We start from the raw sequence: 13,355 nt of genomic DNA on the forward strand, positions 1-13,355 counted from the left end.
ACTCTGGCTCGACGTCGCGCGGGGACTCTTGCTGGGGTCACGAGCCCCAGCACTCGCCGCGAGGCCTGCATCGGCCGTGGCCCGCTTGGACGCGCACCAAGGGGTGGGGTGAACAATTACGGGCCAAACAAGAATTTGAAATCCCGCAGCAGAGTTCCACCTTCGACGTTCGACTCAGAGTAACTGAAACATCCTGAGGGGTACTCCCAGACTTCCCAAGCCGCCGTCCCACCGTCGAATTCAAATTCTGCGTAGTGAATCACTTCCGAACCCATCTCTCTTTCTTCTCCATCCTGCGCCGAATTCCACGGCAGGTCACTGCAAGTCACTTCAACAACCTCGCCAGTATGTTCAACTTTGATCTGCGCTGTCTGGTGACTCTGGATGCTCGCCATGCCACGCCTTCCTATGTGTTCGCTCCACGTTCGGCATGCTCGCTGACGCAAGCATGCTGCATGTTCGTTATAATCGAGTGGCGTCCGTTGTAATCACGTCTTCGTCGCGCTCGTAATCGGCTTTGCGGAGCGACTATCGTCCACCACGAGGCTGCGGGAGAGAACCTCGCCTGCCTCTACGCCATGGTGGCTACCTGCGAGGCCAACGGCGTTAATCCCGAGGACTCCCTGTCCGACGTGCTTCTGCGCGTGCAGACGCATCCCCACTCGCGCATTGGTGAGCTGCTACCCCACGAGTGGATGCGGCGACGCGCCGCCGTTCCGCCCGATTCGCCCCTCCAGCCCAGTCTCTGAACAGCTCGCTCCTCGCGGTGCTCGACGAGCACGGTCCACGTCTGTCATCAAGCCTCCCGGCACGTCATTGGCCGGACAGTTACGCCCGAGGTGTTGCTCAATGCGTGCCTACTGCTCATCGTGCGCTATCGCGTGCGTAGCAAGCGGCAGTTCTGCGAGCGGCTGGAGTACGACCTGCTCTTTCGCTTCTTCTTGGACATGAGCCTGGATGAGCCGAGCTTCGATGCGTCGAGCTTCGCGAAGAACAAGCAGCGGCTCTCGGAGGCCGACGTGGCTCGGCACTTCTTCGAGGGGGGCCAGACCCGAGGGCAGGGGCTGATGTCGGCGGAGCACTTCACGGTGAATGGCACGCTCATCAAGGCGTGGGCGGGCGTGAAGTCCTTCAAGAAGAAGGGCGGCAAGGACGAGGGGCCACCGGACGACAAGGGCAACCCCACTGTCAACTTCCATGGGCAGAAGCGCGGCAACGCCACGCACGAGTCGACAGCGGACCCGGAGTCGAGGCTGGCGCGCAAAGGCGGCAATGGCGCGAGGCTCTCCTACTCGGCCAGCGTGCTGATGGAGAATCGCAGCGGGCTGGTGGCGGATGTGGCGGTGGAGCTGGCGACGGGCGAAGCGGAGTGGGTGGGGGCTCTGCGGATGCTCGACCGTCAGAAAGACAGGGGGCGGGTGCCCACGACGCTGGGGGCGGATGCCGGGTACGACGTGCAGCGCTTCGTCGAGGCCACGCGCGAGCGCGGGGTGACACCCCATGCGCCCAGACGCGCGACGTGCGCCACGCCAGCCGAGTCGGCGCACGCTACCGCAGCCAGGCGAGGACGGGCCTCTGCGCCTGCTTCGTCGCCGCCTACAACCTGACACGCATGGCCCGAGTCGGGCCCACCTGACACGTCGCACGCCCCGCCGGGCAGCAGCTCGCCCCGGAGGAGGCTTGGGGGACACGGTCGCAGCCGCCGCAGGGTGCCTGCCCAGTCGTCAGAAACCTCTCGTAAACCTCGCATTGACGTGCCGGGCACGCTCGGAGCAGCGCGCCCGGCCCGAAACCGACCTCTTCAGCAGCCTGCTAGGCTCCGCTGGTCCCGGCGGCTAGCCCTTTTAGTAGGTGCCCCACCGCGAAGGAAGCGGCCCGCTCCACTGCGTCTGGCTCCCCGGGGTCGTCAACGGCGCGGTGCCGCTGATGCGCATGACGCTGGAGCTCGCGTTGAGGTCGGACCAGTTCACGGCGATGTTCCGGCAGTAGCGGTCCTTCGCGAAGCCGGTGGTCATGTCGTGGATGCAGGGCGTGGCATCCCAGACGCGGTCCGCTTGCAGGCGCTGGACGGCGGTGACGACGCTGGCGGGCATCTCGCCGGAGGCCCGGACGAAGGGAACGCCATCGACAGGCACGCCCTTCGACGACAGCAGCTCGAACACCTTGCCGGAGTAGCTCAGCGTGCCCGCCATGCTGAAGTCCCAGGCGCTGGCGCTGAAGGGCTGCGCCTGCCCACAGGAGGCCGGGTCGCCGGGCGCGTCCGTGCAGGCGCCGCCGAGGTGCAGCACCAGCACGGCGCCCGTCTCCACCGTGTAGCCCTGGGGGAAGGTGAAGGCGAAGTCGGAGTTGGTGAGCTCCTGGAGGGAGATGCCGCTCAGCGTCCCGCCGGAGACGGCCACCAGCTCGATGAGGTCCTGAGGGGCGTCAGGGTTGATCTCGGTGATGCGGAGCGAGGCCTCCGGCGGAGGCTCCCCCGCATCCGGGGAACCCGCGTCGCCGGAGCCCGCGTCGGGAGTGCTGGCGTCCACACCCGAGTCACCCGTACCCGCGTCCCCGGCCCCCGCGTCTGGCGAGGGTCCCTGGACGCAGCGCTCTTCCACGCAGACGATGGCGGGGCCCCGGGACGCACAATCCGCCGTGTCCGTGCACTCGGGGTCGGAGCAGGCGGAGACGAGCGGGAGCAGGGCAAGGGCTGCGAGTCGCGAGTGGAGCATGAGGCGGACCTGGAGGCGCGGTGGGGGAGCGCCCTGAAACATAGGAGAAATGGGCGCGCGGGTGAGGAGCAGAGCGCTGGCCCGGCTCCTGGCCGCCCGTCACCTGGAGATGGAAAGTGGCGTCGCGGCCCGCCGAAGTACAATGAGACACTGGTTTCGACTCGCCTCACCTTCCTTCGACCTGCCCCCTGGAGCCCGTGCGAGCCGCCCCCCGCATGACTTCCGTGTGATGTCACGACGCATGACATTGGCGCTGGGCCTGTGCGCCCTGGCGTTCCTGGGGGCGCTCCTGCTCATCCGGTGGCACGGCGGACGCGGAGCCCCGGCCTTGGCCCGGCCGGGAGCGGCTGTCCCACCGGAGGTCGTACCGCGTGTGGTGCCGCCGGCATCACCGCGCGAGGGCTTCCTGGGCGTCATCGTCGCCAGCGGCAGCGTGGACGTGGCCGCCCGGATGGAGGGCACCCTCGAGCGCATGAACGCGCAGGTCGGAGACACCGTGCGCCAGGGCGCGGTGCTCGCCCAACTGGACACGCGGGCCCTCCAGCGCGAGCTGGCGGTGGCGCAGGCGTCGCTCCAGGCGGGGGAGGCGGAGCAGCACATCGCCACCATCGCGCTCACGGAGATGCAGGAGCGGCTCCAGCGCCGCTCCGACCCGAAGCAGCGGGCCCTGGGCGCCCTCTCCGAGGAGGAGCTGGCCACCGCGCGCTTCCAGGAACAGACCGCCGTGGCCCGCCTGCGCGCGGCGGAGGCGATGGTGGCCGAGCGCAAGGCGCGCGTGGCGCAGATCGCCCAGAAGATCTCCGATGCCTCCGTGCTCGCGCCCTTCGACGGACAGGTGGCGAACCGCTACCTGGACACCGGCGCGATGGTGGCCCCCGGCCGCGCCGTCTTCCACCTCATCCGCTCCGGCTCGCAGCAGGTGCGCTTCGCCGTCCCGGAGGACCAGTCGGCGGGCCTCACGGTGGGCACGCGGCTGTCCGTGGAGCTGCCGTCCCTGGGGCAGGTCCTGGAGGGCAGGGTGGAGAACCTGGCGCCGGAGGTGGACGCGGCCTCGCGCATGGTCCTGGCCATCGCGAGCGTGCCCCGAGAGGGCCATGCGCCGGTTCCCTCGGGGGCCGTGGTGCGGGTGTTCGTCCAGAAGGACGCCGCTTCCCAGGCGGTCACGCCATGACGCCCAGGCCGAGCCCGTACCGCAAGGAGGCGCTGGAGTACCGGCAGCAGGCCCACGTGGAGTCCGGAGGGGACGTCCTGCGCATCAGCCCCGGGTGGACCCGGTGGGCCTACTGGGTGCTGCTGGGTGCGCTGGCCTGTGCGCTGCTCTTCTTCTGCGTGGGCACGCTCTTCGAATACGCGGCGGGTCCCGCGCTCATCCGCGTGGAGGGCAAGACGGACCTGACGGTCGCGTTCTCCGGCGTGGTGCTGAGCGTGGACGTGCAGCCTGGCCAGCGCGTCGTCGCGGGCCAGCCGCTGGTGCGCTTCGCGTCCGAACAGGAGCAGGGGACCCTGGCGCGCATCTCCCGCGAGTTCGAGCTGCAGCTCGTCCGCTACCTGCGAGACCCCTCGGACGAAGGGGCCCGCCAGGCGCTCACGGGCCTCAGGGCCGAGCGCGAGCTGGCGCAGGCCCGGCTGGAGGAGCGCACGCTGCGGGCGCCCCACGCGGGCGTCGTCGGGGACCTTCGCTTGCAGCCCGGCCAGTACATCTCCTCCGGCATGCGCGCGCTGTCGCTTTGGGGAGACGACGCGACGGTGGCGGTGCTGGCGTTCCTGCCGGGCCAGTACCGGCCGCTGCTCGTGCCGGGCATGGACCTGCGCCTGGAGCTCCAGGGCTTCGCCTACGAGTACCGCGACCTCGTCATCGAGTCCGTGGGTGATCAGATCATCGGGCCCGGCGAGGCGCGGCGCTACCTGGGGCAGGAGCTGGGGGACGCCATCCCCCTGGAGGGAGCGCTGGTGCTCGTGCGCGCGCGGCTGCCGCTGCGGACGTTCGTCCGCGAGGGGCGGACCTTCAACTACTACGACGGCATGCCGGCGCGGGCGGAGGCGCGGGTGAAGTCGGAGAGCATCCTGCTCACGCTCGTCCCCGGACTGAAGGAGCTGCTCCCCCATGGCGGATGAATCCGGGCGGGGGCTGGTGGAGCGCTTCCCCGCGCTCAGGAGGCTCCAGGAGGCGGTGCGCGGCCAGCGCATCCCGGAAGTGCGGCAGATGACGCCGGCGGAGTGCGGCCTCGCCTGTCTGGCCATGGTGCTGGGCTTCCACGGCCGGGGCGTGGGCCTGGACGACCTGCGGCGCGTGATGGGGACCGCCCAGGACGGGCTCGCGGCGGCGCACCTGCTGACCGCGGGGCGCGCCTTCGGCCTGCGGGGACGGGGCGTCTCCGTGGACCTGGACGGCGTGCCCCTCCTGCCGGAGGCGTCCGTCCTCCACTGGAAGTTCACCCACTACGTCGTCCTGGAGCGGTGGGCCCCCGACGGCGTGCACATCGTCGACCCGGCGCAGGGCCGCCGCTTCGTGTCCATGGAGCAGTTCCGGCAGTTCTTCACCGGCGTGGCGCTGCTCTTCGAGCCCGGCGAGGGCTTCGTGCGGGCCCCGGGCAAGCCCCGGCGCAGGTCGCGCTACGTGGAGAAGTTCGCGCGCCAATCCCAGACGCTCACGCGGGTGTTCGTCCTGTCGTTGATGTTGCAGGTGCTGACGCTCTCCATCCCCTTGCTGACCGGCCTGGTGGTGGACCGCGTCGTCCCCCGGGGGGACTACCACCTGCTGCTGGTCCTGGGGGTGGGCCTGGGCGCGCTGGTGTGCTTCCACCTGCTGACCTCGCTGGTGCGCAGCCACCTGCTGCTGGAGCTGCGCACGCGGGTGGACTCGGACATGACGCTCGGCTTCCTCGAGCACCTGGTGTCGCTGGCGTACCCCTTCTTCCAGGTGCGCGCCGCGGGCGACCTGATGGCGCGCCTCAACGTCACCGCCACCGTGCGCGAGGTGCTCTCCTCCAGCCTCGTGTCCACGCTGCTGGATGGCGTGCTGGTGGTGCTCTACTTCGCCATCCTGACCGTGGCGAGCCCCGGCACGGCCCTGCTGGTGGGCGCCCTGGGCGCGTTGCAGGTCCTGGTGTTCGAGGTGTCCCGGCGCCAGCAGCGCAGCCTGCTCGCGCGCAACCTGGAGCTGGAGGCGCGCAACCAGAGCTACCAGATTGAAATGCTGACGGGGATGCAGACCCTGAAGGCCTTCGGCGCGGAGCACCGCGCGGTCCAGCACTACTCCGGCCTCTTCGTGGACGTGCTCAACGTCTCCCTGGCCCGGGGCCGGCTGACCGCCTGGGTGGACGCGCTCACCGGCACGCTGAAGCTGAGCGCGCCCCTGCTGCTGCTCTGCCTGGGCTCGCTCCAGGTCCTGGAGGGGCGGATGAGCCTGGGGACGATGCTGAGCCTCAACGCGCTGGCCGTGGCCCTGCTCACGCCCCTGGCGAGCCTGGTGGCCACGATGGGCCAGTTGCAACTGGTGGGCAGCTACATCGAGCGCATCGACGACGTGCTGGACACCCCGGTGGAGCGCGAGCCGGCGCGGCCGGAGGCGAGCGCCCCGTTACAGGGGCGCATCGAGATGGAGCGCGTGTCGTTCCGGTTCGGTCCCCTGGCGCCGATGATCGTCCAGGACGTGTCCGTGCGCATCGAGCCCGGGCAGCTCGTGGCCATCGTGGGGCGCTCCGGCGCGGGGAAGAGCACGCTCGCGAACCTGCTCCTGGGGCTCTACCTGCCCACGGGGGGCCGGGTGCTCTACGACGGCGTCGACCTGGAGCAACTGTCCTTGAGCGCGGTGCGGGAGCAGGTGGGCATCGTCCTGCAGGAGGCCTCCTTCTTCGGGGCGACGCTGCGCGCGAACATCGCGCTCGGCGCCCCCTCGGCGCCCCCGGAGCGCATCGTCGCCGCGGCGAAGCAGGCGCAGATCCACGACGAGATCATGGCCATGCCGCTCCAGTACGACACGCCGCTGGCGGACCGGGGGATGTCCCTGTCCGGAGGCCAGCGGCAGCGGCTGGCCCTGGCCCGCGCCCTGGTCCGCGACCCGAAGATCCTCCTCTTGGATGAAGCGACGAGCGCCCTGGACTCCGTCACGGAGCACCGGGTCCAGGACGCGCTGGCCTCGCTGAACTGCACCCGCATCGTCATCGCGCACCGGTTGAGCACCATCCGCAAGGCGGACCTCATCCTGGTGATGGAGAACGGGCACATCGTCGAGCAGGGGAGTCATGAGACGCTCCTGCGAACGGACGGGGCCTACGCCCGGCTGGTGTCCGCCCAGCTCTAGCGTCCGCGCGTCATGACGCCGCCCTGCTCCAGCAGCCCGAAGAGCTCCAGCAGGGCCTCCACGGGAAAGACATGGCCGTACTCCGCGTGGGCCGCGTCGCGGATGTCCGCCACGGAGCGCTTGCCGTCGGCGTAGCTCGCGAGCGCATCCGCCAGTTGGTAGAAGCGCAGCTCGCTCTCCCCCTGCTCGCGCAGGGCCGTGGCCGCGGCGCCCATGGCGGCCTTCACCGCGTCCACCCGGGGCTGTGCACCGGGCATCGCGCGGCGCTCCAGCTCGTCGAACGACGCCAGCTCCTGGCCCTTCACGCGACGCGGAACGAAGGCCCGCGCCTTGCGCTCGGCTTCGCCCGGCGCGGGCTCCTTCAGGGACACCCCGCGCGCCTTGCCGTCCGCCTCCAGGCGCTTCAGGGCCTGGGACTCGGCGGTCTCCAGCGCCTGGACCATCGCCTTCACCGGCTCCGCGGGCGCGCCCAGGGCCAGGCAGGAGCGCAGGGCGTCGCGTTCACGCTGGTAGCCCGCGCGCACCCCGGCGCGGGCCAGCCGCGCGAAGCCGGGCACCTGCGCGGCGGGCGTCGCGGCCAGCTCGCGGCGGGCCCGGAACTCGTCCTCCGCCACGCGCTTCGCGCCGTGCACCGCCACCAGGCGCGCGAGCTCCAGGGCGCCCGTGCCTTCGGTCCACGCGGCGACGGTGATGCCCGCCAGCCCCGCGAAGGCGGCGCGGTGCAACTGGGTGGGGTCCACGTTCTCCGGCCGGTCTCCGCTGGTGTGGTAGCCGTCATCCGGCCACGTGGAGTAGGCGACGCCAGGGATGCCGTGGTCGTTGAAGAGCTGGTGATCCGAACCCCGGCTGTAGCGGTCCATGTGCGCGTCCATCGGGTCCTGCGAGCCGGTGACGGACCCGATGCGGAAGTCCTTCCTCCGCGGGTAGGCCACCCCGTTGAAGCGGTTCATGAAGGCCACCGTGGACTCGGACACGGCGTTCACGAAGCTGCCGTTCCAGTCCGGCGTGTACGAGACCTGGAAGCGCGAATGGGCGTGGGTCATGCTGGCGCCGAGCATGTCGAAGTTGAACTGCGCCACCCGCCGCACCGGGTCCGCGCCGTGATGCGCGAACCACTCGCGGGTGCCCTCGAACTCCGGCAGCCACAGCACGCGCAACGTGCGCACCGGCGGGGGCAGCACGCCCCGGCGGATGAGCATGGTGTACGTGCGCACCAGCTCCAGCAGCGTGGCGGAGCCGGAGGCGTTGTCGTCGGCGCCGGGCTTGTAGTGGTCCAGGTGGGCGGTGAGGACGATCTCCTCTGCGGCGAGCGTCCCGGGGATGACGCCGCTGACGATGCTGAGGTGGCCCGTGGGCGCTTGCGTGGCGACGCTCACGTCCACCTTCACCGGCCCTTCCTGCAACTGGGCGCGCAGCTCGCGCCCCTGGCGGTCGGACACCATGAACAGGAAGGGCGTGCGTGCGCCCTGCGGCATCAGGCTCCGGGGGACCAGGGCCCAGCCCACCTGATCCGGGAAGTCGCCGTCCATGCGGTGGGGCGCGTTCCACGGCGGCGTCGTATAGGACGACACCACGCCCACGGCGCCCAGCTTCACCACGGCGGTGCGCAGCGCGGGCACGGGGTGCCCCCGGGTGAGCACCACCTTGCCCTTCAGGTCCTTGCCCGCGAACTCCGCGTCCTGGGTGCCCGTGCCCACGTCGACGAGCTCCAGGTCCTTGCCCTCGAAGCTGCCGCTGCCGATCGCCAGGGACATGGGCAGGTCGGCGTAGGACGTCACGCGGTGCCGGTGGGGACCGGCCACCCACAGCTCGCCGTGCGTGGCCCGCCACTGGGGCCCATCCTTCATCGCCTCCAGGCGGACGTCCTGGAGCCCCGCGGCCTCGGCGGCGGCCTTCGTCCAGGCGGCCGCCTCCGAGTAGCCATCCACGCTGTCGCGCGCGAGCAGGGACAGGCGCTGCACGCCGTCATGGATCCGGTCTCCCGAGCTCTCCTGGATGAGGGCGCGCACCACGTCGTCCCGGAGCACCATCCCGGTGGTGGGCGAGATGGGCCCCAGAGGGGACACGGGGGCCTGGGCGGAGGCGCCGAGCGATGCGAGCACGGCGAGGAGGGCGAAGGGCAACGGGCGGAGGGGCATGGCTTCGCCGTTCTATACCGTGCCCCGCGTGCTCCCCGTCAGCCCAGCGTCAGCAGCGCGCCGCAGACCATCATCCCCACGCCCACGACGAGCTTCCAGGACAGGGGCTCTCCCAGCAGGCCCCACGCCAGGACGAGCGTGAGGGCCAGGCTGAGCTTGTCGATGGGCGCCACCCGCGAGGCGGGTGCGAGCTGGAGCGCCCGGAAGTAGGCCAGCCAGGACAGGCCCGTGGCCACGCCGGAGAGCGCGAGGAAGAGGAGCGTGCGGCGGCTGAGGTGGGGGAGCGCGGCCCCCTCTCCCCGGGCCAGCGCGAGCGTCCAGGCGAAGATGAGCACCACCGCGGTGCGCAGGGCGGTGGCGAGCGTGGACGGCACGCCCTCCACCCCCACCTTCGCGAGAATGGCGGTCAGCGCGGCGAAACCCGCGGAGGCCAGGGCGTAGATCCACCACGTCATGTGCGCGACTCCAGGGACGGAGGACAGTGGACACCCAAAACAGAAGCCCAGCAACCCGGTGGGGTTGCTGGGCCTCTGAGCACCGGACTTCCGTGAGGACTACCGGACGACGGTCAGCGCCGTGTCGTCGATGAAGAAGCTCGTCTGCAGCGACGAGTCCTCCGTGCCGTTGAAGTAGATGCGGACGGTCTGGCCCTTGTACGCGGCCAGGTCGAACGTCCGCTGGACGTAGGCGGTGCCCTTGTCCAGGTTGCTGTACGTGGCCAGCGTGGCCAGCACCGTGCCCGCGCTGTTGCGGACCTGGACGGCCAGCTTGTCGTAGGCCGTCGTGGTCGTCGTCTCGGACGTGGTGATGCGCGCCCAGAAGGTGAACGTGGCGCTGCACGCCGTGGCGGGGATGGTGACGTCCTGGTAGGCGAACTCGGTGCGCGTGGCGCCGTAGCCGTTCAGGTAGGCCTTGTACGTGCCCGTGCGCGGCGCGCTGCCGGACGTGGTGCCGTCGATGACGCCGGACGACGTGGTCCAGCCCGTGTTGCCGCTCTCGAAGCCCGCGTTGGCGAGGAGCTGCTCGGTGATGGAGCAACTGCCCGTGCCGTTGTTCACCGTCACCGACACCGTGGAGGACGTGCCCACGTTGTTCGCCGCGTCATACGCCTTCGTGGTCAGCGCGTAGGTGCCGTTGGCCACCGTCGCCGTGTTCCAGGAGATGCTGTAGGGCGAGGCCGTCGCCGTGCCCAGGAGCGTGGTGCCCGCGTAGAACTCCACGCGCGACACGCCGACGTTGTCGGTGGCGCTGGCGCTCAGGCTCGCGGTGCCGCTCAGCGTGGCGCCGCCCGCGGGCGAGGTGATGGACGTCGTGGGCGGGGTGGTGTCACTGCCGCCGCCTCCGGTGATGAAGAGCGTGTAGAGCAGCTTGTTGGGCGAGCCCGTCCCCGGGCTGGTGACCTTGTTCGGCGTGGCGTTGTCCACCAGCGCGTCGCGCACCTGCGCGGGCGTCGCGGTGGGGTTGGCGCTCAGGTAGAGCGCCGCGGCGCCGGCCACGTGCGGCGACGCCATGGACGTGCCGCTCATGGACGTGCTCGACGAGTTGCCGGAGTTCGACGCGGACGTGATGCTCGAGCCCGGTGCGAAGATGTCCACGCACGTCCCGTAGTTGGAGAACGACGAGCGGGCGTCGCTGCTGGTGGTGGAGCCCACGGTGATGGCGTTGGGCGCGCGGGCCGGCGAGTAGTTGCAGGCGTTCGCGCTGTCGTTGCCGGCGGCGACCACCGTGGTGACGCCCGCGGCGATCAGCCGCTCCGTCGCGTCGTCGATGGCCTGGATGCCCACGTCGCCCAGGCTCATGTTGGCGACCGCGGGCTTGACGTGGTTGGCCGCCACCCAGTCGATACCGCCGATGACCTGCGCGTCGTTGCCGTAGCCTGTGCAGTCCAGCACGCGCACGCCGTGGAGGGTGACCTTCTTCGCCACGCCCCAGGTCGTGCCGCCCACCGTGCCCGACACGTGCGTGCCGTGGCCATGGCAGTCGGACGGGTCGCTGTCGTTGTCGATGAAGTCGTAGCCGTTGCCGATGCGGCCGGTGAACTCGGTGTGGGTCTGCCGGATGCCGGTGTCGATGACGTACGCGTGCACCCCGGTGCCGTCGACGTTGTACGTGTAGGAGCTGTTGCGCGGCAGGTCCCGCTGGTCGATGCGGTCGATGCCCCAGGTCGCGTTGGTCTGCGTCGCGGACACGTGGATGAGGCCGTTCTCCTGCACGTACGCCACGCGCGGGTCGGACAGGAGGCGCCGGGCCTCCGCCTCGCTCATGTTCGCCAGGAAGCCGCGGATGGAGTGCTCATACGTCCGCAGCACCCGGCCGCTGGTGAGGGACGTCAGCTCCCGGGCGATGTCCGCCGCCCCCTGCTGCCGGACCTCCTGCGCCGAATCGCGCAGGACCACGATGTACTCGTTGGGGATGGCCCGCTCGCGGCGGATCATCTGTGCCGTTTGACCGATCTGCTCGCTGTCGGACTCCGGGCCCTCCGGCATCGGGCCGCACGCCGCGGCCAGCAGGGAGATGGCGCTCACCGCCTGGGTCAGTTTCAGTTTCATTCGGCCTCTCAGGGAACGTGCGGGCACCGGGACGGATGCCCTCGCACAAACAGCGAAATTATATTTTCGAGAATAAGCGGTCAATCAAGGTGGGCGCGTCTTCCCTGCCGGCATGACACTCCGGCTTGAGGCGCTTTACATTGAGCGAACGTTCACTCAATGATGCGGGCATGCCTCGTACGGCTGACGCCAATGCGGTCCTCCGGGAGAAGACGCGGGAGCGCGTGCTCCAGGCCGCGGTGCGGCTCTTCTCCCGGCACGGCTTCGACGGGACCAGCGTCCGCGCGCTCGCGCAGGAGGCGGACATCGCCGTGGGGCTGCTCTATTCGCACTTCGAGTCGAAGGAGGCGGTGCTCCTGGCGCTGATGCAGTCGTCGATGCTGGACGTCGCGCGGACGCTGGAGGTGGCGGACCTGGAGCCCACCGCGCGAGGGTTCGTCACGGCGCTGCTCACGTCCGCCGTGGAGATGATGGACGCGCACCGGGAGCTCTGGCGGCTGAGCCAGGGCCTGCGTCACCAGCCGGAGGTGCTGGCGCGGCTGAAGCTGCCGCTGGAGCACTTCCTGGGGGCCACGCACCAGCGGCTGAAAGAGGCGCTGGCCGCGCGCGGCGTGCCCGAGGCTGACATTGAAGCGCGGGTGCTCTTCGCCATGGTGGAGGGCCTCTCCCAGCAATACGTGCAGCACGAAGGCGACTACCCCGCCGCCGCGGTGATCCGGGCCGCGGCCCGGCGGTGGCCCGCGACCTCCTCACGCAAGCGAAAGGCAGACACCCCATGAAGCGGTTGACGGTTCCCGGCGGTGAGATGGCGTGGTGGGAGGAAGGGCAGGGCACGCCGGTGGTGCTGGTGCACGGGACGCCTTCGTCGTCGCGCGAGTGGCGGGACGTGGCCCGGCGGCTCTCACCGTCCTACCGCGTGCTCGCGCCGGAGCACCTGGGCTTCGGTGACAGCGAGCGGCCCGGGGACTGGCGCACCTATTCGCTGCCGTGGCACGTGGAGAACCTGCGCGCGTGGTTCGACCAGATGTCGCTGGGGCCCTTCCACCTGGTGGTGCATGACTTTGGCGGGCCCATCGCGTTGCCGCTCGCCATCGCGGCGCCGGAGCGGGTGCTGAGCCTCACCGTGGTGCAGAGCTGGCTGTGGGACCTGAAGGGCCCCAATGTCGACAACGCGCTGATGCGGTGGCTGTACCTGTCCTGGAACTTCTCCGCGCGGACGCTGGTGAAGATGTCCTGGGGGCGCCGCGCGAAGCTGACGCGGGAGCTGCACCAGTCCTTCATGTCTCAATTCCCGGACCGGGCGTCACGGATGGGCACGTGGGGCTTCGCGCGCTCCATCTCCCACGAAGGCCCGTGGATGGAGGAGCAGGGGCAGGGCCTGGGCCGGCTCGCGGACCTCCCGTCGCTGATCATCTGGGGCAAGGCGGACAAGGTCGTGAAGCCCGAGCACCTGTCTCGGTGGCGGCAGGCGCTGCCCCGGGCGCGGGTGCTGGAACTGGAGGACGTGGGCCACTTCCCGCAGCTCGAAGCGCCTGACGCGGTGGGGGCCGCGCTGATGGATCAGTTGGCCCGTGTGGGTCAGCCCCGCTCCATTGACGACGTGTCGCCGGCGCCCGTTTGATTCACGGCGTCCGCTGCTGCTCCCCAGGAG

General features: G+C 70.4%; 11 protein-coding genes and 1 pseudogene. 7 read left to right on the forward strand and 5 right to left on the reverse strand.

Going from position 1 to position 13,355, the window contains the following annotated elements; all coding sequences use genetic code 11:
* Positions 1–116: 116 nt before the first annotated feature.
* Complete coding sequence (locus K8556_RS19510; RefSeq protein ID WP_223741580.1) at positions 117–395, reverse strand: hypothetical protein; 279 nt, start codon at positions 393–395, stop codon at positions 117–119.
* A 147-nt stretch (positions 396–542) separates the two neighbouring features.
* Here K8556_RS19510 and K8556_RS19515 point away from each other — a divergent pair.
* Positions 543–749 (forward strand): annotated as a pseudogene (locus K8556_RS19515) (transposase domain-containing protein); the annotation flags it as partial.
* Positions 750–839: 90 nt separating this feature from the next.
* The gene (locus K8556_RS19520; protein WP_223741581.1) at positions 840–1,607 is read left to right on the forward strand and encodes a transposase; all 768 of its coding nucleotides are present in this window, start codon (positions 840–842) and stop codon (positions 1,605–1,607) included.
* 237 nt (positions 1,608–1,844) lie between these two features.
* Here K8556_RS19520 and K8556_RS19525 read toward each other — a convergent pair whose 3' ends face one another.
* Complete coding sequence (locus K8556_RS19525; protein WP_223741582.1) at positions 1,845–2,714, reverse strand: hypothetical protein; 870 nt, start codon at positions 2,712–2,714, stop codon at positions 1,845–1,847.
* Positions 2,715–2,943: 229 nt separating this feature from the next.
* On the opposite strand from K8556_RS19525, the gene K8556_RS19530 reads away from it, so the two are divergent.
* From K8556_RS19530 to K8556_RS19540, 3 genes are read left to right on the forward strand one after another with little or no spacing between them, the layout of a single operon-like run.
* Positions 2,944–3,885, forward strand: a complete 942-nt coding sequence (locus tag K8556_RS19530) for an efflux RND transporter periplasmic adaptor subunit (RefSeq protein WP_223741583.1) — start codon at positions 2,944–2,946, stop codon at positions 3,883–3,885.
* Positions 3,882–4,829: an efflux RND transporter periplasmic adaptor subunit gene (locus K8556_RS19535; RefSeq protein ID WP_223741584.1), complete on the forward strand. Its 948-nt coding sequence runs from the start codon at positions 3,882–3,884 to the stop codon at positions 4,827–4,829. The genes K8556_RS19530 and K8556_RS19535 overlap by 4 nt, the downstream gene beginning before the upstream one ends.
* Positions 4,819–7,017, forward strand: a complete 2,199-nt coding sequence (locus K8556_RS19540; RefSeq protein WP_223741585.1) for a peptidase domain-containing ABC transporter — start codon at positions 4,819–4,821, stop codon at positions 7,015–7,017. Before K8556_RS19535 ends, K8556_RS19540 begins: the two co-directional genes overlap by 11 nt.
* Here the strand turns inward: K8556_RS19540 and K8556_RS19545 are convergent.
* The 3 genes from K8556_RS19545 to K8556_RS19555 all read right to left on the reverse strand — a co-directional run bounded on the left by K8556_RS19545 (position 7,014) and on the right by K8556_RS19555 (position 11,704).
* Positions 7,014–9,155 (reverse strand): M28 family peptidase, encoded by a 2,142-nt coding sequence (locus tag K8556_RS19545; RefSeq protein WP_223741586.1) that lies wholly within the window; start codon positions 9,153–9,155, stop codon positions 7,014–7,016. The genes K8556_RS19540 and K8556_RS19545 overlap by 4 nt on opposite strands.
* A gap of 38 nt (positions 9,156–9,193) precedes the next feature.
* The gene (locus tag K8556_RS19550; protein ID WP_223741587.1) at positions 9,194–9,610 is read right to left on the reverse strand and encodes an EamA family transporter; all 417 of its coding nucleotides are present in this window, start codon (positions 9,608–9,610) and stop codon (positions 9,194–9,196) included.
* A gap of 99 nt (positions 9,611–9,709) precedes the next feature.
* A complete protein-coding gene (locus K8556_RS19555; protein ID WP_223741588.1) occupies positions 9,710–11,704 on the reverse strand; it encodes a S8 family serine peptidase in 1,995 nt (664 codons plus the stop codon).
* Between the two features lie 170 nt (positions 11,705–11,874).
* Between K8556_RS19555 and K8556_RS19560 the strand changes: the two genes are divergently transcribed.
* Positions 11,875–12,483, forward strand: coding sequence for a TetR/AcrR family transcriptional regulator (locus K8556_RS19560; RefSeq protein ID WP_223741589.1), 609 nt, complete (start codon positions 11,875–11,877; stop codon positions 12,481–12,483).
* On the forward strand, positions 12,480–13,325 hold the full coding sequence (locus tag K8556_RS19565) for an alpha/beta fold hydrolase (protein ID WP_223741590.1): 846 nt from the start codon (positions 12,480–12,482) through the stop codon (positions 13,323–13,325). The genes K8556_RS19560 and K8556_RS19565 overlap by 4 nt, the downstream gene beginning before the upstream one ends.
* Positions 13,326–13,355 lie beyond the last annotated feature (30 nt).

This window comes from Corallococcus sp. AS-1-12 (genome assembly GCF_020036995.1).
Lineage (GTDB): Bacteria > Myxococcota > Myxococcia > Myxococcales > Myxococcaceae > Corallococcus.